Below are 17,352 nucleotides of genomic sequence, written 5' to 3'. Positions count from 1 at the left end.
GGGGTGGTCGCCGATGAGCGACCGACGCCAGTTCCGTGACCTCGCCTCGCCCGCCGCGGCCCGCGAAGCCGTCGACTCGCTCGATCTGTCGCCCGAGCCCGAGAGGGTTCCCCTCGACGAGGCCCGGGGCCGGGTCCTCGCCGAGCGAATCGACGCCGAGCTCGACGTCCCGGGGTTCGACCGCGCGAGCGTCGACGGCTACGCCGTCCGCGCCAGCGACACCTTCGGCGCCGACGAGGCCGATCCCGCCGTCCTCGACCTGATCGGGACGGTCCACGCCGGCGCCGAACCCGACGTCGAGGTGCGGGACGGGACCTGTGCCGAGATATCGACCGGCGCAGTGTTGCCACCGGGCGCCGACGCCGTCGTCATGGTCGAGCGCACCGACGAGACCGACGCGGGCATCGCGATCCGAACCTCGGTCGCGCCGGGCGACCGCGTGATGGTCGCGGGCGCGGACGTCGCCGCCGGCTCCCGGGCGTTCGGTCCGGGCACCCTGATCACGCCCCGCGAGATCGGCCTGCTGTCCGCGCTCGGCGTCGACACGGTGCCCGTCCGCGGGACGCCCACGGTCGGCATCGTCTCGACCGGCGACGAACTCGTTCGACCGGGCGGCGACCTCCACAGCGAGGCCGGCCAGATCTACGACGTGAACTCCTACACCATCGCCGCGGGGGTCGAGGAGGCGGGCGGCGAGGCCGTGCTCTACCCCCACGCCGGCGACGACTACGACGAGATGGAGCGCCTGCTCGTCGAGGCCGCCGACGAGTGTGACCTCGTCCTCTCCTCGGGGTCGACCTCCGCGAGCGCCGTCGACGTGATCTACCGCGTCATCGAGAGCGAGGGGGAACTCCTCCTCCACGGCGTGTCGGTCAAGCCGGGCAAACCCATGCTCGTCGGCCGACTGGAGGACTCCGCGTACGTCGGCCTGCCGGGCTATCCCGTCTCCGCGCTCACCATCTTCCGGACGTTCGTCGCGCCGGCGATCCGCGAGGCGGCGGGGCTGCCCGAACCCCGCACCGCGACCGTCGAGGGGCGGATGGCCGTCCGCGAGCGATACTCGGAGGGGCGGACCCGCCTCATGCCCGTCGGGCTGGTCGAGGCGGGTGACGGTGAGGCCGACACCCTCGTCTACCCCGTCGACAAGGGGAGCGGCGCGACGACGAGCCTCGTCGAGGCCGACGGCATCGTCGAAGTCGACGCCGACACCGACTACCTCGCCGAGGGCGAGCGGGTCACGGTGCAGTTGTTCTCGCCGGACGTCCGCCCGCCGACCCTCCTCGGCGTCGGCGAGGACGACCCCGCACTCTCCCGCCTGCTCGACCGACTGGAACGCCCCCGCTACCTCGACGTCGGGAGCCGACAGGGGCGACGGCGCTTGCGCGACGGCGTCCCCGACGTGGCGGTCGTCTCCGGCCCGACGGACCGCGACGTCGACGCCGTCGACCTCGGCGGGTGGACCCGGGAGTGGGGCCTCGTCGTCCCCGCCGGCAACCCCGCGGGGGTCGACGGCCTCGCGGACCTAGTCGACCGCGACCTCCGGTTCGTCAACCGGGCGACAGACGCCGGCCTGCGCGCCAGCCTCGACGCCGAGTTGGACCGCCTGGCCAACAGACGGGCGACCGAGCGCCGCGATCTGACCGCCGCCATCGACGGCTACGAGTTGACCGTCAAGGGGTTCGAGAGCCCGGCGCGGAAGGTCCTCGACGGGGCAGCCGATGCGGGCCTCGGCCTCCGGGCGACCGCCGACACGCTCGACTGCGGGTTCGTCCCCGTCGGCACCGAATCCGTCCGCGTGCTGGCGAACCCCGACCGCACCGACAAGCCGGGGGTCACGGCGCTCGAGCGCGCCGTCGAGTCGGCGCTCGACGGCGCCGTTGCCGACCTCGACGGCTTCGAGGCCTGACCGGCGTGGGCGCGTCGGTACCCGTTCACGTGCCCGAGAGTATATGTGCCCCGGCGGACAAGGTGCCGTCGTGTCGACTCAGCCGACCGTCCTCCACGTCGACGACGACCGCTCGGTGCTCGACCTGTCGAGCGAGCGGGCCAACGACGCGGCGGTGACGTGGCTGACGGCGTCCGATCCCGCGGACGGCCTGACGACTCTGACCGACCGCGACGTGGACTGCCTGGTCAGCGACTCGATCCGAACGGACGGTGGCACCCCGTTCGTCGTCCGGGCGGCCGACGTCGACCCGGACCTCCCGGTCGTCCTCTTCACCGCCGCCGACCGCGAGTCGATCCCCGGCGCCACCCACCACGTGGCGACGCGACACGTCGAGAAGGAGACCGGCGACGCGTTCGCCACCCTCCTCGACCACGTCGCGGCGGTCGTACCGATGCCGGGGGACGCCCGCGTCGACGACCCCGACACGACGAACGGATCGGGGATCGCACCCCGTCCCGAACGCCGGGCGGCGGGCCCCGACCGCTCGGGCGCCTGGGTTCCCATCGAACGGTACGAGTGGCGCGACGAGAGCACCGACCTCGCGACGACCATCGTCACCGCCGTCGAGGAGTACACCGGCCGGGACGCGTCGGCGCCGCCGCTGTACGAGAGCATCGACGCCGAGATGCTCGAAGCGCTCCTCAGCCGACCGGACGGGGATTCGCGGAGCGGGATTCAGGTGCGCTTTTTCTTCGCCGATCAGGAACTCGCGGTGACGAGCGAGGGGCTGATCCTGTTGCGGACCGAGACGGGCGGGGAGTGATACTGTTTATTGTACGTCAGTACCGGTGGTTCGCCGAGACGGTCCGGCGAACCACCGGCAACCAGTTACAATAATCCGTATGGGGCCGGCGAACGCGAGTCGGGATCAGTCGCCCGCCGCTCGCGGCGTCGCCCGCAGTTCGTCGAGCGACCGCACGCGGTAGTCGCCGAGGACACAGCGCCCCCGACGGTACGGACCGTGCCGCTCGACGTGCACGCCGTCGAGGCCGGCGTTCCACGCCGCCCCCACGTCGTTCGGACCGTCGCCGACGAGGGTGCCGGCCGTCCCGTCCTCGACGCCGAGGTCCGACATCGCGCGATAGACGGGGGCAGGGTCGGGCTTCCATCCGATCTCGTGGGTACAGGAGACGACGGTGTCGAACCAGTCCCGGATGTCGAGGCCGTCGAGGACCGGATCGACCAGGTACTCCTGACAGTGGGTGACCAGGCCGACCGGCCGATCGAGGTCGGCGACGAACGCGGCGTCGTCGTGGAGGAAGGTGGCGTCGGCGCGGGCCGCGGGATCCTCGACGTCGTGGAGCGTCGCCCAGAACGCGTCGGGATCGATCCCCCACTCGCGAAGCTGGGGGGTCCGCTCCCCGGAGAGACCGTGCCAGAGGATCTCGACCTCGCGCTCGGAGAAGTCCCGGCCGAGCCGGTCGCCGACGCGCTCGAACACCTCCCGGGCGTAGGAGGGCTCCACGTCCACGAGCGTCCCGTCGAGGTCGAACAGCCAGAAGTCGTAGGCGTGTGCGACCATTCGTTCCTCGGTAGGCGCGGACGGATCAAGTGTGTTCCGGCCCGGTCACGCCAGTATTAATAGGGGTTCCACACGGTTATCCGTCGATGAACGTCTGCTCGATCGAGCCGGCGGAGCGGACGCGACACGCGACCCCCGGCGTGGCCGCCGCGTGGCCCGTCGACGAGGCGCTCGGGTCGACCGCGACGGCGCCGGAGGCGCGCCCGCGAACCCGCGCGGGCGGTGATCGGGATGTCTGAGGGGGACTACACCTTCGCCGACCTCCCCGTCCCGCCGATCAGGCCCGGGACGAGCGTCCTCCTCTCGGGACCGACCCACGCCGGCACCCGCCAGCTCGCCTTCCGGCTCCTCGTCGGTGGCGACGACGAGGGCACCATCGTCATCACGACCAACGCGCGGGCGAGGCGGGTGATCGAGGACTGTCGTACCGCGGGGCTGACCGTCGGTCCGGATCGGACGGCCGTCGTCGACTGCGTCGGCGACGGCGACGACGACCTCCCCGCACGGGTGGTCGGCGTCTCCGGGCCCGCCGATCTGACCGGGGTCGGGATGCGGTACTCGAAGCTCTATCGAACCTTCCACGAGGCGGGACTCGACCGCGTCCGGACCGGCGTCTGTTCGGTGTCGACCCTGCTCTCGTTCAGCGACCTCCAGACGGTCTCGCGGTTCGTCCACACCATGGTCGGTCGCATCGACAGCGTCGACGGGTTCGGCGTCTTCCTCATCGACCCTGAGACACAGGACGCGCGGACGGTCAGCACCGTCGGGCAGTTCTGTGGCGCCCGGATCGAGGTCCGCGACGGCGACGCGGGGCCGGAGCTCCGCACCCGCGGGCTCGCGACCGGAAACGGCGACTGGACGCCGTTCGACCCCCGTCCCGGGGGGCCCTGATCACTCCATCACGCGGATCGAACTGCCGAGGTGCGCGTGGAGGACGTCCCGCGGTGGGTCGTCGAAGGCAGGGTCGTCGGCGATGGCGGCCCGGAGGGCATCGAGGTGGGCCTCGTCGGTGCGCAACTCGCTGAACCGGACGTCCGTCACGGGGGCCGAGAGCCACTCCGCGGCCAGCGTCCGGAGGTGGCGTTCGTCGCTCACCTCGCCGCGCCAGCAGGCGTCGCGGAAGAACAGCCAACCGTCGGTTCCCGGTTCGTCCGCGGGTCTGGTTACGACCGTCTCGAAGGTGTCCGGGTCCGCCTCGACGCGCGTCGTATCGAGGGCGACGGTCACGCGGAAGACGTAGGCGGCGTCCGTCACCGTTCGGCGTCGAACAGGCCCGCGAGACGGAGGTCGGCGTCGGTGATCCCGCCCGCCTCGTGGCTGGTCAGTCGGACCTCGATTTCGTCGTAGCGGATCGTGATCTCGGGGTGGTGGTACTCCTCGTCGGCCACCTCCGCGACCCGGGTCGCGAAGGTGACGCCGTCGAGGTAGTCGTCGAACGGATACGTGCGGACGATTTCGTCGCCGTCGCGCTCCCAGTCGTCCGGGAGGCGGCGGTCGACCTCGTCGTCGTCGAGGCGGTCGGGCATACCTGCTTGTCGACCGGACGTGGAATAACGGTTGGGGCGCCTACTCCTCGTTCAGCCGGTCGAGGACGTGCTGCGGGATGTCGTCGGCGTCGGCGCCCTCGCGGGGCGTCTGGGCCGTCGGGGTGGACGGGCGGTCGCCGCCGAACTCGGGGTCGAACAGGCCGAGTGCGGTCTGGATCGTCGTCCAGTCGTCCTCGGCGGCGGCGTCGCGCAGGCTCTTGGTCGGCGCGGCGAGCAACTGACCGACGAGGGCGTCGGCCAGCGAGGCGACCGTCTCGCGTTGTTCCTCCGTCAACTCGCCCTGGGACTCCAGTCGCGACAGGGCGGTGTGGAGCTCCCGGTCTTTGACCATCTCGGCGCTCTCGTACATCGCGCTGATGACCTCGTCGGCCTGCCGTCGCTTGAACGAGTCGATCAGCCGCTCGAACTCCTCGTCGATCATCCGTTCGACCGTCTCGGCGGCCTCGCGGCGGCGCTCCCGCGTCTCGTCGGTGATCGCCTCCAGGGAGTCGATGTCGTAGGCCACGACGGGAGCGAGGTCGTCGACCGCCGGATCGACGTCCCGCGGCTGGGCGAGGTCGATGACGAGCGTTTCGCCGGCGCCGTCGAGGGCCGGACGACCGAGGACGTGGGTCGGGCTGTTCGTCGCCGTGACGAGCACCTCGGCCCGCTCGGCCGCCGTGGGCGCGTGGTCGAGGCCGACGCCCTCCGCGGGCGTCTCGACCTCGTCGGCGAGGTGGGTGGCGTGTGGGACCGTCCGGTTGGCGATCACGAGCTTCGAGATGCCCGTGTCGTCGAAGGCCTTGGCGGCCAGCCGCCCCATCTCGCCCGCGCCGACGACGAGCGCGGTCGCCCCGTCCAAGTCGCGCTCGCGGTCGGCGAGTTCGACCGCCGCGCTGCCCAGCGACACGACGCCCTCGTTGATCCGGGTCTCGGTCCGCGCCCGCTCGCCGACGTGCAGGGCCTTCGTGATCGACGGATCGAGGACCGAACCGATGCCGCCGGCGCCGCGGGCCCGCTCGAAGGCCGTGCGGAGCTGACCGATGATCTGGTCCTCGCCGAGGACCAGGGATTCGAGCCCGGCGGCCACCCGCATCAGATGCCGGATGCTCGTCTCGTGGTCCATCTCCCGGACGGCGCCGTCACGGACGTCGGGGGCGAAGTCCGCGAGCGCCGCGCGGCCGGCCGCAGCGTCCTCGCTCACGACGTACGCCTCGGCGCGGTTACAGGTCTGAAGGGCGAACGCCTCGTCGACGCCGTCGCTCGCCAGGAGGTCGCGGACGGCGGTAGCCACGTCCTCGGCGGCGGCGGACTCGATCTCGTCGACGGTCGCGTGCCGGTGGGAGACCGTCACCCCGCTGATCACGCCCGTCGTCACAGGTACTCACCTCGGGACACGTGGATCATACGCTCCGATTCGCGACACCGTTTGCGTCCGTCCTACCTAAACTCTTCCAATAGCGCCGGCCACGTACCGGCGCTAGCTCCCGGTTCGGGGTCCGTCCCGACCCCGCCGACGCCGGCCCCGACGGCCGGACGTCCCCCTGACTCCGTTGCATACGCCACCCTCCGAGGTACGGCATCTTAAACGTCCCGTCGTCTACCGAGCGGTGAAAACTGTCGGCGGGTCGTGCGGTCCGCCGGCGGCGGACGAACGGTCCGGCTCGGAGGGGGTACTGTAACTGGTCACCGGTGGGTCGCCGGACCGTTCTGGCGACCCACCGGTAAACAGGTAGCATAAACACTATCAGGCGTCGGTGGCGACGTCGCCGTCCTCGAGCACCACGCTCGTCACCTCGTACCCCCGATCGCGGACGTCGGCCACCAGGGCCTCCTGGTCCACGTCGGCCTCGTAGTAGAACACGATGTCGAAGGTGCCGTTCCGGAGGAGCTGCTGGCACTCCCAGACGAACGCGTCGTCCTCGACGGTCAGGCCCTGGAACTGGTTCGAGGAGAAGTCGGTGTCGTCGTTGCCGGCGTAGATGTACGTCTCCCCCTTCCCGGCGTGGGCGGCGATGACCTCGTTGAGTTCGACCGTGAGTTCGTGCATCTCGAGGTCCTCCTGGCCCGTGAGGTCGGTGTGGACGATGGCCCCCGCGAGTTCGATGTCGCCGGGCTCCAACAGCGCCTTCGTCCGTCGGTAGAGGTCGTCGTCGACTACGTCGCTCATAGCTCCGGATGGTCGGTCCAGCGTGTTACCCGTGACGGTTCGCGGCCGGCGGTCATCCCAGCCGTTCGTCCAGGATGAGGCGGGTTTTCGTGTTCTGGACCTCGTCCAGGTCCCGCGCCTGCGTGATGAGTTCGTTGACCGCGCGGGTGTCGGCGGCGTCGACCACCATGACGATGTCCCGCTCGCCGGACACCTGCCAGACGAAGTCCACCTCGTCCCACTCGGCCATCCGGTCGGAGACGCCGGTGGTGTCGACGTCGACGGCCACCGACACCTCGATCATCGCCTTGACGTTGCCGGTGCGGGTCGCCACGGTGAACCGCTCGATGATCCCCTCGTCGACGAGACGTTCGACCCGGTTGCGGACCGTCCCCTCGGAGGTGCCGACCCGGTCCGCGATTTCGGTGTACGGGGTCCGCGAATCCCGGCGGAGGATCGCCAGGATCCGACGGTCCAGTTCGTCCATACGGCGCCTTCGGCCGGGGCCGACTTACCGATTACGAATTTCGTAACTCAGCTTCGAAAGCAAGGCTTATTTGAGGTGACGGCCTGTGTTTCTCGTAATGTCGGACGCCTACCTTGCCCTGGAGGACGGTCGCGTGGTCGAAGCGCGTGGCCGCGTTCCGGGTCGGACACGTGGTGAACTGGTCTTCACGACCGCCTACACCGGCTACGAGGAGAGCCTGACCGACCCCTCCTACGAGGAGCAGGTGCTCACGTTCTCGTACCCGCTCATCGGCAACTACGGCGTCCGATCCGAGCGCTTCGAATCCGACCGCGTCCACCCGCGTGCGGCCATCGCCCGCGAGTTCACCGAGGACGTCGTCGAGTGGCTGAACGAGGAGGGCGTCCCCGCCATCGACCACCTCGACACCCGAGAGCTGGTCACCTCGATCCGCGAGGAGGGGGCGATGCGGTGCGGGCTGGCGGTCGGTCCCGACGCGACGCCCGAGGACGCGAAGGCGGAGCTCGACGCCTGCCAGGGCATGAGCGAGCACGTCGACATCGGGGCGCAGGTCAGCGTCGACGAGCCGACAGTCTACGAGGGCGGCTCGGCCGCGACGGTCGCCCTGATCGACTGCGGCGCCAAGGGCTCGATCACCGAGTCCCTGCTCGAACGCGACGCGACGGTCCACGTCCTCCCCTACGACGCGACCCCCGCGGACGTCGCGGCGGTCGATCCCGACCTCCTCTTCATCTCGAACGGGCCGGGCGACCCCGAGAACTTCGAGGCCGCCGAGGCGCTCGTCGAGGAGTTCGTCGGCGACCTGCCCGTCGCCGGCATCTGTCTCGGCCAGCAGGTCGTCGCCAACGCCCTCGGCGGCAGCACCGAGAAGATGGCCTTCGGCCACCGCGGCGTCAACCAGCCCGTCCGCGACCTGGAGACCGACCGGGTCGTCATGACGACCCAGAACCACGGCTACACCGTCGGCGAACCGGGCGACCGGCTGAGCGTGACGCAGGTGAACGTCAACGACGGCACCGCCGAGGGCCTGGAAAACGAGGAACTCGGCGTCATCACGCGCCAGTACCACCCCGAGGCCCACCCCGGCCCCAACGACTCGCTCGACTTCTTCGACGACGTGCTCGACCTGGTGTCGACGGACACCCCCGTCGCCACCTCCGACTGATCGGCCGGCCCACCGTCGCTTCCACTCGGGCCGCCGGTTCCCCCGCCGAACCACGCCGAGCAGCAACGCGACGACCGAGCCGGCGACGGGGGATGAACGTGATCGGCACGCCGGCGAAGGCGACGGAGACGTGGAAGAACGCGAGCCCCCGGAGCCACGGGTCCCGCGGCGCCGCCGGGAAGTGCCGAGTCGCTGGCGGGAGCGCCGACGATGGTGGGGCCGACGATGAACCCGAGGCTGAAGGCGCCGGCGAGGCCGAGTGCGCTGGCCCGGTAGCCGTCGAACCCGTCGCGCCGCCGGGGACGCCAATACACGGGGCGACGGGCGGGACAGGGAAAAGTCCCGTTCGGTCGCGACGAGTGTCGACCTTCGGCAGGTTTTTGACCCGACTCGCGCAACCCCGTGGCATGGTCACGGTCAGGGCTCCCGCGACGAGTGCGAACCTCGGTAGCGGGTTCGACGTGTTCGGCGCGGCCCTCGACCGGCCGGCGGACGTCATCCGCGTCGAGAAGGCCGACCGGACGACCATCGACGTGAGGGGGTACGGGAGCGAGTTCATTCCCGAGGACCCCGCGGACAACACCGTCGGTGCCGTCGCCGAGGCGCTCGACGCCCCGGCCCACATCCGCATCGACAAGGGAATCCGCCCCTCCTCGGGACTGGGATCGTCGGGTGCCAGCGCCGCCGCGGCGGCGCTCGCGCTGAACGAACTCTACGACCGCGGGCTCTCGCGCAAGGAACTCGTCCCCATCGCGGGGAAAGGCGAGGCGACCGTCTCCGGCGAGGTCCACCTCGACAACGTGGCGCCCGCGCTGCTCGGCGGGTTCACCGTCGCCACGGGCCGGGACGTGACGACCGTCGACGCCGACATCCCGCTCGTCGCCTGCTTGCCGGAGATCGCCATCTCGACGCGCGACGCGCGGGACGTGGTGCCCGCCGGGGCGACGATGGAACAGCTCGTCTACACCGTCGGTCGGGCCGCCACGCTGACGACCGGGATGTGTCGGAACGATCCGCGCCTCGTGGGCAAGGGGATGCACGACCGCCTGGTCACACCGGCCCGGGCCGACCTCATCTCCGGCTACGACGAGGTGCGGGAGGCCGCCCTCGCCGCCGGCGCCACGGGCGTCACCGTCAGCGGCGCCGGGCCGGGTGTCCTCGCGGCGTGTTATCCCGGGGACCGACGCGAAATCGCCGCCGCGATGGTCGAGGGGTTCGCCGAAGTGGGTGTCGACTCGCGCGCCTACCAGACGAAGATCGGCGGCGGCGCCACGCTGCATCGCGACTGATCGTCGGTCGGGGTGGCGGGCCGTCGTGATTCTCACGCGATGACGATGCCCGCCGGTTTATCAAACGTCCCCGGCGTTCACCCGATGGACATGAGCGACGGCGACGGCGAGGATGGATCCACCGACGGTTCGGCCCGCGGCGGCGGGTGGACGGACGCGTCGTGTCGGGAGTTGGACCCGGCGTGGTTCGAGCGGGCCGTCGAGGCCGCCGGGCACGCGATCTTCATCACCGACTTCGAGGGGCGGATCGTCTACGTGAACCCCGCCTTCGAGGCGGTGACCGGGTACGACGCCGCCGACGCCGTCGGCCGATCGCCGGACATCCTCAACTCCGGACACCACGATCCGGACTACTTCCGACGGCTCTGGGAGACCATCGTCGCCGGCGAAGTCTGGCAGGAAGAGATCGTCAACCGCCGGGCAGGCGGCGAGAGCTACATCGCGAACCAGACCATCGCCCCCATCGTCGACGACGAGGACGGCTCGATCACACATTTCGTCGCGATCCAGACGGACATCACCGAGCGCAAGGAACACGAGCGGGCGCTCGAACGGAGTCGCGACCTCTCGGCGCGGACCGAGGAGACCGCCGACGTCGGCGGGTGGGAACTCGACGTCGAGGCCGGCGAACTCCGGTGGACGGCGGGCACCCGCCGGATCCACGGCGTCGATCCGTCGTACGAGCCGTCGCTCGAAGACGCTCTGCGGTTCTACCACCCCACGAGCCGCGACAGGATCCGGGGGCTCGTCGAGCGCGCACTCGACTGGAACCTCCCGTACGACGTGGAGGCTCAGCTCGTCACCGCCGACGGGACGACCCGGGTCGTGCGGACGACGTGCCAGCCGGTCGGCGACGGGCCGACGACGGTCCTCCGGGGGACGATCCAGGACATCACCGAGCGGAAGGCCCGTCGCCAGCAGTTGATGGTGCTCAACCGCGTCCTCCGGCACAACCTCCGGAACGGGCTCAACGTGGTGATCGGCAACACCGAGCGGGTGCTGACCACGCTCGACGCCGTCGAGGACGCGGTCGAGGATCCCTCGCTGCTCGCGTCCCTCGAGGAGACGCGGACGGATCTCGGGGCGATCGTTTCGGCGGCCGAGGAACTGGTCGACACCTCGGAGCGGGCCCGACAGTTCGACGACCTCTACCAGCACATCCGGGACGTGCGTCCGGTCGGGATACGGCCGCTACTGGAGGCGGTCGCCGCGGACTACCGCGAGGCGCACCCCGCAGCGACCCTGCGGGTCGAGGGGGCCGATCCGTTCGTCCTGGCCAATCGATACGCCGTTCGGGTCGCGCTCGAAGAACTCGTCGACAACGCCATCCAACACTCGTCGACCGCCCCCGAGGTGACCCTTCGGGTGGCCGAGGGGACCGACGGGACGATCCGAATCAGCGTTGCTGACCGGGGGAAGGGGATCCCCGAGATGGAGCGGGAGGTGATCGAAGCCGGCGAGGAGCGACCGCTCAAACACGGGAGCGGGCTGGGTCTGTGGATCGTGAAGTGGCTCGTGACCCCCCTCGGCGGAACGATCGAGATAGCCGACAACGAGCCGAAGGGAACGGTCGTCTCGATGGTGTTCCCGGCCGCCAAGTGGCGCCCCAGCGCGGACGGTCCGGAACCGTCCGACGCGCGAACGTAGCGACGTCCCGGCTCAGACGCCGCGGCCCTGCAGTTGCTCCTCTTCGGGCATGTCGGCGTTCGACTGTCCCTTCATGCCCTTGCCCACGTTCGTCGCGATCTCGGCCAGGCGCTCGGGGTCGTCCCAGTTGTTGACCGCCTCGACGATGGCCGTCCCCATCGCCTGGGGGTTCTCGGCGCCGAAGATACCCGACCCGACGAAGATGCCGTCACAGCCGTGGTGCATCATGAGCGCCGCGTCGGCCGGCGTCGCGATGCCGCCGGCGGCGAAGTTGACGACCGGAAGCCGCCCCATCTCGGCGGTCTCGTGGACCAAGTCGCGGGGCGCGCCGTGCTCGCGTGCCCACCGCTCGCGCTCCTCGTGAGCCATCCCGTCGAGTTCCCGGATGGCGCCTTTGATCGCCCGCTGGTGGGTGACCGCCTGGTTCACGTCGCCGGTGCCGGCCTCGCCCTTGGTTCGGATCATCGCCGCGCCCTCGTCGATCCGCCGGAGCGCCTCGGGGAGGTTCCGCGCGCCACAGACGAAGGGAGCGGTGAAATCGCGCTTGTCGATGTGGTAGTCGTCGTCCGCGGGCGTGAGCACCTCGCTCTCGTCGACCATGTCGGCACCCTTCGCCTGGAGGATCTCCGCTTCCTTGGTGTGGCCGATGCGGGCCTTACCCATCACGGGGATAGACACCTCCTCCAAGATCTCCGTCAGTGCCGCGGGGTCGGCCATCCGGGCGACGCCCCCGCGCTTGCGGATGTCCGCGGGAACGGCTTCGAGGCTCATCACCGCGACGGCGCCGCAGTCCTCCGCGATGCGGGCCTGTTCCGCGTTGACGACGTCCATGATGACGCCGCCTTTCTGCATCCGTGCGAATCCACGTTTCACCAGCTCGGTACCACGCCGAAGCTCTTCGAGGTCCGTCTCGGTCATGGCTGACGTTACGGTGGGACCCACTTAACGGCGGCCTTCCGGTAATCGTTGCCGGTCGGGACCACGCGTCCCCGACGAATACGTGTCCAGCGCCCCAACGCCCGGCCATGACCGACCGCGATCCGGACCGCCGGAGCCCGCTCTCGCCGTACTACCCGTCCGAGACGCCGGACGTCCCCGGGGACGGGCGGACGTGGTTCGCGTCCCGGCCGTCGCGACGTTGCTGGTCGGGGCGGCCTACGCCCACCGCACCCCGTTGCTCCCCTGACCGCCGACACCGCGGACCGCCCCGCGTGCTGGGACCGCCACCGATTTACCGGACCGGTCCCTCCCGTCGAGCATGTCCTCCGGGCCGGATGCCGCCGCCGTCGGTCGGCTCCGCGCGCTCTTCGACGGCGACGGTCTCCCCGAGGCCGACGCCCTTCCCCGGTGGCTCGCCCCGCTTCCGCGGGCCGTCGAGAACCTCGGCCTCTCGCTCGCGCCCGCCGTCGTCGCCACCAACCTCGTCGGCACCGTCTTCGGGTTCTGGTACTATCGCTTCCAGTTCGCGGCCGAACCGCTCGCGGCGTGGCCGCTCGTCCCCGACAGCCCCGTCGCGACGCTCTTCATCGCGCTCTCGCTCGGCCTCTGGTCGCTCGGCCGCTCGAACGAGGTGGTGGACGCACTCGCCTTCTTCGGCTGCTGGAAGCTCGGCCTCTGGACGCCCTTCGTCCTCCTCGTCTTCGCCGACGGCTTCCTCGCGACCACCGCGCTCCCGATGTACGCCTTCCTCCTCGGGAGTCACCTCATGATGGTCGTCGAGGCGTTCGTCATCCACCGGTACAGCGACTTCCCCGTGGGCGCCGTCGCCGTCGCCGTCGCGTGGTACGGCCTGAACGACCTGGTCGACTACTTCGTCCCCGTGGTGGGGACGCCCCACCACACCCTGCTCCCCGGCCAGCGCATCGTCGACGGGACGATCACCCACCTCTCGCCGACCCACGAACTCGCCGCCGCGGGCGCCGTCGTCCTGACGCTCACGGCCACGTTTCTCACGCTCGCGACGCGGGTGAAGAAACTCGAAGCACGGTGACCCACCGCCCACGGTTATGCGCCCGTGGCCCGTAGGTGGGGCGTGACCCTCTACGACCGACTCGCCGACCTCCCGCTCCGGATCGACCGCGAGACCCGCCGCCGCCACGAGCGCGACACCTCCAGCGACTTCATCCGCGCGACGACCGTCTTCGAACTCCACGGCGACGGCCGTGTCGGCCGCGGCGAGGACGTGACCTACGACACCGAGGATCACGACGCCCTCGCCGACGTCGGGGCGCTCGCCCCGACCGGCGAGTTCACGTTCGACGCGTTCTCGGCCGCGCTCGACGATACGGACCTCTTTCCCACGAAGGAGCCCGAACGACCCTCGGCACGCCACTACCGCCGCTGGGCGCTCGAGAGCGCCGCCCTCGACCTGGCGCTCCGGCAGGCGGACACCGACCTCGCGTCGGCGCTCGGCCGCGAGCGCTCGCCGGTGACGTTCGTCGTCAGCACCCGCCTCGGCGACCCGCCGACGACCGACCGCGTCGAGGCGATCCTCGACCGACACCCCGACCTCGAACTGAAACTCGATCCGACGAGCGACTGGACGGCCGACCTCGTCGCCGACCTCGCGGCCACCGACGCGGTCCGGGTGCTCGACCTGAAGGGCCACTACGTCGGGACGACGGTGGACCAGGCGCCCGATCCGGAACTCTACGAGCGGGTGATCGAGGGGTTCCCCGAGGCGGTGATCGAGGACCCCGCGATCACCGAGGGGACGCGGTCGCTCGTCGAGGGCGCCGCCGACCGCCTCTCGTGGGACGCCCCGATCACGGACGTCGAGAGCGTCCGCGACCTCCCGTTCGAGCCGCGCTGGCTCAACGTGAAACCGTCGCGGTTCGGCACCGTCGAGTCGCTCTTGGAGACCATCGAGTACGCCCGCGAGCGCGACGTGACGCTGTACGGCGGCGGCCAGTTCGAACTCGGCGTCGGCCGCGCACACGTCCAGACGCTCGCGGCGACGTTCTACCCCGACGCGCCGAACGACGTGGCGCCGGGGGCGTACAACCTGCCGGCGCTGCCGGCGGACCCCCCGGGGAGCCCGCTCGTCCCGAGCGACGACCCGGTCGGTCTCGACTTCTATAGTAGCGATTGAAAGTCATCACACAGCCGATCCCAGTACTGCGTACGGTCGGCTGTGCAAACAGTTTCAATCGCTACTATAGTCCCGGTCGGCGTGGGCGCGCACCCAGAGTTCGCCGATGCGGGAGAGGCGCGTCCGGTAGGACTTGCCGTGTTCCTCCTGTTCGATGTACCCCTTCCCGCCGGGGCCGAGGCGGTCGACGTTGTAGATGACCTTCGACCGGAAACTGTCGGTGTACTCCTCGCCGAGTTCGGCGGCGAGCGCCTCCGCGAGTTCCGAGACGGACTCGAACTCGCCGTGTTCGCCGAGTTCGAACAGGATCACCTCCTCGAAGGGTTTGACGTTCGAGAAGGAGGCGACCGGGAGTTCCACGATGTGGTTCTCGCCGATGCGCTTGGCGCCGATGGTGGTGCCACGCTCGTCGAACTCGTCGAGGAGGCCAGCGGTGCCGTCGAGCCGTTTCTCGATCCGTTCGGCCGCGACGTCCTCCGCCTCGTCGAGGAGCCCCCGAAGCAGGTCCCGGTTGGCCCGCAACTCCTCGGCCAGCTCCGTCTCCAGGTACTTCTCGGGGGCGGTGTAGTAGGTGTGGATGCGGTCCCGGTCGGCTTGGCGTTCGAGCGTGATGGAGTGGGCGGCGGTGGCGAAGGCGAAACTCACCGGGCGGGGCATCGAGCTCACGTTGACCCACACCTCGCCGTCGGGTGCGCCCTCGTCCAACTGGTCGTTGATGAGGTCGTAGGCGCGCTCGAAGGCGGCGTCGTAGTCGTAGACGTCCTCGATGACGACGCGGCTGGTCTCGGCGCCGAGCAGGTTCTTGAAGTCCTGTTCGAGCTTCTCCGAGATGTTCCGCGAGTACTCGACGTTCGCTTCGCTCCCCACGGCCCCCTCGAGCAGGATGACCCGGTCCACGTCGAACTGGTCGCGGATCAGCGGCGCGATCAGCCGGTCGTAGTCGAAGCCGACCGGGACGATGTGGGTCTGCATGCGTGGAACGTGTGTCGGTATTCATATAAACGGCCAGTCTCCGAATCCGGCGGGTCGCAGTCAGGCGGTCAGCGTCTGTTTGATCACCACCGCGTTCGTCGGCGTGTGAACGACCCGAACCGTGATCGACTCGCCGGACGTGAGCCGGCATTCGGTGCCCGCCAGCCGGAACGTCGCCGTTTCGCCGCTCGACCACCTCCCGTCGACGGTACGGCCATCCTCGCCGATGGGGCCGGTGACCGAGTTGAACGAGTTGTCGAAGACGTCGTCTCCCCTGACGAACTCGCTCGTGGGTCGCGGATCACCGCCCGACGCCGGAAGGTTCACCAGGCGACCGACCTTCCCACAGACCGCCTGCGCGTCGACGACAATCTCCAGGTCGGCGACACGGAGCGTATCCCCGCCGCGGTGCGTGATCCGCACGACTCCGCCATCGTTGCCGTCCTGCGGGACGAACTCGCCGGTCGACTGGGCGACCGTCGGCGCCGGATCGGGCGACCCGTCGGTGGCGCCGAACAGGTACGCCGACGCCGTCGCCGCGAGGACGACCACGATGGCGATCAACAGGACGTTTCCGATCACCGCCGAGGACGCACGTGACCGACTCCGGCCCCTCATACGTGTGAATTTCGGGGGTAGCAGCACATATAACCCCCCGATTCGGGAGCGACGGCCCCCGCGTCAGCGCCCGCCCTGATCGGAGACGCGAACCTCGTCACCGACCGAAATCGCTCCCCCACGATCCGCCTCCGGCACCCGCGAGATGAGCATGAGCGTGTAGTAGTGGGGGAAGGCCTCGGGGTCGGCCCACTCGGGAAAGGTCGCCTCCCGGCGCTCGACGAACCGCTCGCGGAAGTCGGGGAGCGGGTCGCCCGTCTCGGGGTCGCGTGAGGGGACGACACACCGTGCACAGGGTTCGACGCCCTCGAAGCGGACCGGGCCGTCGCCGCCGTCGACGACGAACTCCGGCGCGTCCGGACCGACGAACCGGTCCTCCCAGAACGCGGGAACGCCGCCGACTTCGACGTTGGCCCGGAGACGGCGGCGGGCCCCATCGACGGTCATGTCGTCGAACCACGACGCCACCGCTTCGAGGGTCGCCGTGCTGATCACCGAGGGGCCGGCGTCGGGGCGGTCGACGAACGCCGGCGGTTCGCGCCCGCGGAAATCGACGGGTTCGCCGACGAACTCGCCGAACCACTCGCTCGCGGCCGCCCGGCCGTCGTCGGTCGAGAGGTCGAAGCGCCGTCGCTCGTCGTCCGCGGGGTCGACGGTCAGCGTGCTCGCCTCGGGGTCGAACGTCGTCCGCAGGGCGTGGATGCGGTCGGTCTGCTTGCCGTTGTACGCGAGCGTCTGTATCCCCTCACCAGTCTCGATGGCGCCCGCGGCGGGGTCGCACATGGCGTACTCGCGGTCGCCGGCCACCGTCCCCGCCTCGGTGAGCCGCGCCGATTCGATCGACATCCCGTCGAGTCCCTTGACCGGATAGCATCGCAGCCGTTCGATGTGTGCCATCGAGCCCCGATACGGTCGAGGGTCGGATAATCGTTGGTTCG

At 70.3% G+C, this 17,352-nt stretch carries 19 protein-coding genes; 9 read left to right on the top strand and 10 right to left on the bottom strand.

The genetic code is table 11. The features are described from left to right. Positions 1-13: 13 nt before the first annotated feature. Entirely contained in the window at positions 14-1,906 is a 1,893-nt protein-coding gene (locus tag EI982_RS15180) for a molybdopterin biosynthesis protein (RefSeq protein ID WP_157690488.1), read from the top strand. A gap of 70 nt (positions 1,907-1,976) precedes the next feature. Next, complete coding sequence (locus EI982_RS15175; RefSeq protein WP_157690487.1) at positions 1,977-2,711, top strand: HalOD1 output domain-containing protein; 735 nt, start codon at positions 1,977-1,979, stop codon at positions 2,709-2,711. 105 nt (positions 2,712-2,816) lie between these two features. Here EI982_RS15175 and EI982_RS15170 read toward each other — a convergent pair whose 3' ends face one another. Next, entirely contained in the window at positions 2,817-3,470 is a 654-nt protein-coding gene (locus tag EI982_RS15170; RefSeq protein WP_157690486.1) for an HAD family hydrolase, read from the bottom strand. A gap of 86 nt (positions 3,471-3,556) precedes the next feature. Here EI982_RS15170 and EI982_RS15165 point away from each other — a divergent pair, with 86 nt between their 5' ends. Continuing rightward, on the top strand, positions 3,557-3,709 hold the full coding sequence (locus tag EI982_RS15165) for a hypothetical protein (RefSeq protein WP_157690485.1): 153 nt from the start codon (positions 3,557-3,559) through the stop codon (positions 3,707-3,709). Further along, positions 3,702-4,361 carry a DUF7504 family protein gene (locus tag EI982_RS15160; RefSeq protein WP_157690484.1) on the top strand — a complete coding sequence of 220 codons (660 nt, stop codon included), beginning with the start codon at positions 3,702-3,704 and terminating at the stop codon, positions 4,359-4,361. The genes EI982_RS15165 and EI982_RS15160 overlap by 8 nt, the downstream gene beginning before the upstream one ends. Here EI982_RS15160 and lwrS read toward each other — a convergent pair whose 3' ends face one another. The 5 genes from lwrS to EI982_RS15135 all read right to left on the bottom strand — a co-directional run bounded on the left by lwrS (position 4,362) and on the right by EI982_RS15135 (position 7,632). Then, positions 4,362-4,724 carry an LWR-salt protein gene (gene lwrS / locus EI982_RS15155; RefSeq protein WP_157690483.1) on the bottom strand — a complete coding sequence of 121 codons (363 nt, stop codon included), beginning with the start codon at positions 4,722-4,724 and terminating at the stop codon, positions 4,362-4,364. Further along, positions 4,721-4,996, bottom strand: a complete 276-nt coding sequence (locus EI982_RS15150; protein WP_157690482.1) for a 4a-hydroxytetrahydrobiopterin dehydratase — start codon at positions 4,994-4,996, stop codon at positions 4,721-4,723. The genes lwrS and EI982_RS15150 overlap by 4 nt, the downstream gene beginning before the upstream one ends. A 40-nt stretch (positions 4,997-5,036) precedes the next feature. Further along, the gene (hemA, locus tag EI982_RS15145; RefSeq protein WP_157690481.1) at positions 5,037-6,374 is read right to left on the bottom strand and encodes a glutamyl-tRNA reductase; all 1,338 of its coding nucleotides are present in this window, start codon (positions 6,372-6,374) and stop codon (positions 5,037-5,039) included. 369 nt (positions 6,375-6,743) lie between these two features. Beyond that, positions 6,744-7,166, bottom strand: a complete 423-nt coding sequence (locus tag EI982_RS15140) for a DUF5778 family protein (protein WP_157690480.1) — start codon at positions 7,164-7,166, stop codon at positions 6,744-6,746. 52 nt (positions 7,167-7,218) lie between these two features. Further along, positions 7,219-7,632, bottom strand: coding sequence for an Lrp/AsnC family transcriptional regulator (locus EI982_RS15135; protein ID WP_157690479.1), 414 nt, complete (start codon positions 7,630-7,632; stop codon positions 7,219-7,221). Between the two features lie 97 nt (positions 7,633-7,729). Here EI982_RS15135 and carA point away from each other — a divergent pair, with 97 nt between their 5' ends. The 3 genes from carA (at position 7,730) to EI982_RS15120 (ending at position 11,733) form a co-directional block, all read left to right on the top strand. Continuing rightward, a complete protein-coding gene (gene carA, locus EI982_RS15130) occupies positions 7,730-8,797 on the top strand; it encodes a glutamine-hydrolyzing carbamoyl-phosphate synthase small subunit (protein WP_157690478.1) in 1,068 nt (355 codons plus the stop codon). 407 nt (positions 8,798-9,204) lie between these two features. Next, positions 9,205-10,086, top strand: a complete 882-nt coding sequence (locus EI982_RS15125) for a homoserine kinase (RefSeq protein WP_157690477.1) — start codon at positions 9,205-9,207, stop codon at positions 10,084-10,086. 90 nt (positions 10,087-10,176) lie between these two features. After that, on the top strand, positions 10,177-11,733 hold the full coding sequence (locus EI982_RS15120) for a PAS domain-containing sensor histidine kinase (RefSeq protein WP_199243655.1): 1,557 nt from the start codon (positions 10,177-10,179) through the stop codon (positions 11,731-11,733). Positions 11,734-11,745: 12 nt separating this feature from the next. Here the strand turns inward: EI982_RS15120 and pdxS are convergent, their stop codons facing one another. Beyond that, positions 11,746-12,651: a pyridoxal 5'-phosphate synthase lyase subunit PdxS gene (gene pdxS / locus EI982_RS15115; RefSeq protein ID WP_157690475.1), complete on the bottom strand. Its 906-nt coding sequence runs from the start codon at positions 12,649-12,651 to the stop codon at positions 11,746-11,748. Positions 12,652-12,991: 340 nt separating this feature from the next. Between pdxS and EI982_RS15110 the strand changes: the two genes are divergently transcribed. Next, a complete protein-coding gene (locus EI982_RS15110) occupies positions 12,992-13,723 on the top strand; it encodes a DUF1405 domain-containing protein (RefSeq protein WP_157690474.1) in 732 nt (243 codons plus the stop codon). Between the two features lie 42 nt (positions 13,724-13,765). After that, entirely contained in the window at positions 13,766-14,824 is a 1,059-nt protein-coding gene (locus EI982_RS15105; protein ID WP_157690473.1) for an enolase-like domain-containing protein, read from the top strand. A gap of 54 nt (positions 14,825-14,878) precedes the next feature. On the opposite strand, the gene EI982_RS15100 is transcribed toward EI982_RS15105, so the two are convergent. The 3 genes from EI982_RS15100 to EI982_RS15090 form a co-directional block, all read right to left on the bottom strand. Continuing rightward, positions 14,879-15,796, bottom strand: a complete 918-nt coding sequence (locus EI982_RS15100; RefSeq protein ID WP_157690472.1) for an HFX_2341 family transcriptional regulator — start codon at positions 15,794-15,796, stop codon at positions 14,879-14,881. Between the two features lie 60 nt (positions 15,797-15,856). Next, entirely contained in the window at positions 15,857-16,414 is a 558-nt protein-coding gene (locus EI982_RS15095) for a type IV pilin domain-containing protein (RefSeq protein WP_157690471.1), read from the bottom strand. Positions 16,415-16,477: 63 nt separating this feature from the next. Beyond that, complete coding sequence (locus EI982_RS15090) at positions 16,478-17,311, bottom strand: MOSC domain-containing protein (protein WP_157690470.1); 834 nt, start codon at positions 17,309-17,311, stop codon at positions 16,478-16,480. Between the last annotated feature and the right edge of the window lie 41 nt (positions 17,312-17,352).

This window comes from Haloplanus salinarum (genome assembly GCF_009762275.1).
In the GTDB taxonomy this organism is placed as follows: Archaea; Halobacteriota; Halobacteria; order Halobacteriales; family Haloferacaceae; genus Haloplanus; species Haloplanus salinarum.
The sequence above is the reverse complement of the archived record's forward strand: the minus strand, read 5'-3'. Positions and strand labels throughout refer to the sequence as shown.

Coding starts and splice junctions, on each gene's coding strand:
- EI982_RS15180 (WP_157690488.1), top strand. CDS start 14: ATGAGCGACCGACGCCAGTTCCGTGACCTCGCCTCGCCCGCCGCGGCC.
- EI982_RS15170 (WP_157690486.1), bottom strand. CDS start 3,470: ATGGTCGCACACGCCTACGACTTCTGGCTGTTCGACCTCGACGGGACG.
- EI982_RS15165 (WP_157690485.1), top strand. CDS start 3,557: ATGAACGTCTGCTCGATCGAGCCGGCGGAGCGGACGCGACACGCGACC.
- EI982_RS15160 (WP_157690484.1), top strand. CDS start 3,702: ATGTCTGAGGGGGACTACACCTTCGCCGACCTCCCCGTCCCGCCGATC.
- EI982_RS15150 (WP_157690482.1), bottom strand. CDS start 4,996: ATGCCCGACCGCCTCGACGACGACGAGGTCGACCGCCGCCTCCCGGAC.
- EI982_RS15140 (WP_157690480.1), bottom strand. CDS start 7,166: ATGAGCGACGTAGTCGACGACGACCTCTACCGACGGACGAAGGCGCTG.
- EI982_RS15135 (WP_157690479.1), bottom strand. CDS start 7,632: ATGGACGAACTGGACCGTCGGATCCTGGCGATCCTCCGCCGGGATTCG.
- carA (WP_157690478.1), top strand. CDS start 7,730: ATGTCGGACGCCTACCTTGCCCTGGAGGACGGTCGCGTGGTCGAAGCG.
- EI982_RS15125 (WP_157690477.1), top strand. CDS start 9,205: ATGGTCACGGTCAGGGCTCCCGCGACGAGTGCGAACCTCGGTAGCGGG.
- EI982_RS15120 (WP_199243655.1), top strand. CDS start 10,177: ATGAGCGACGGCGACGGCGAGGATGGATCCACCGACGGTTCGGCCCGC.
- pdxS (WP_157690475.1), bottom strand. CDS start 12,651: ATGACCGAGACGGACCTCGAAGAGCTTCGGCGTGGTACCGAGCTGGTG.
- EI982_RS15110 (WP_157690474.1), top strand. CDS start 12,992: ATGTCCTCCGGGCCGGATGCCGCCGCCGTCGGTCGGCTCCGCGCGCTC.
- EI982_RS15100 (WP_157690472.1), bottom strand. CDS start 15,796: ATGCAGACCCACATCGTCCCGGTCGGCTTCGACTACGACCGGCTGATC.
- EI982_RS15095 (WP_157690471.1), bottom strand. CDS start 16,414: ATGAGGGGCCGGAGTCGGTCACGTGCGTCCTCGGCGGTGATCGGAAAC.
- EI982_RS15090 (WP_157690470.1), bottom strand. CDS start 17,311: ATGGCACACATCGAACGGCTGCGATGCTATCCGGTCAAGGGACTCGAC.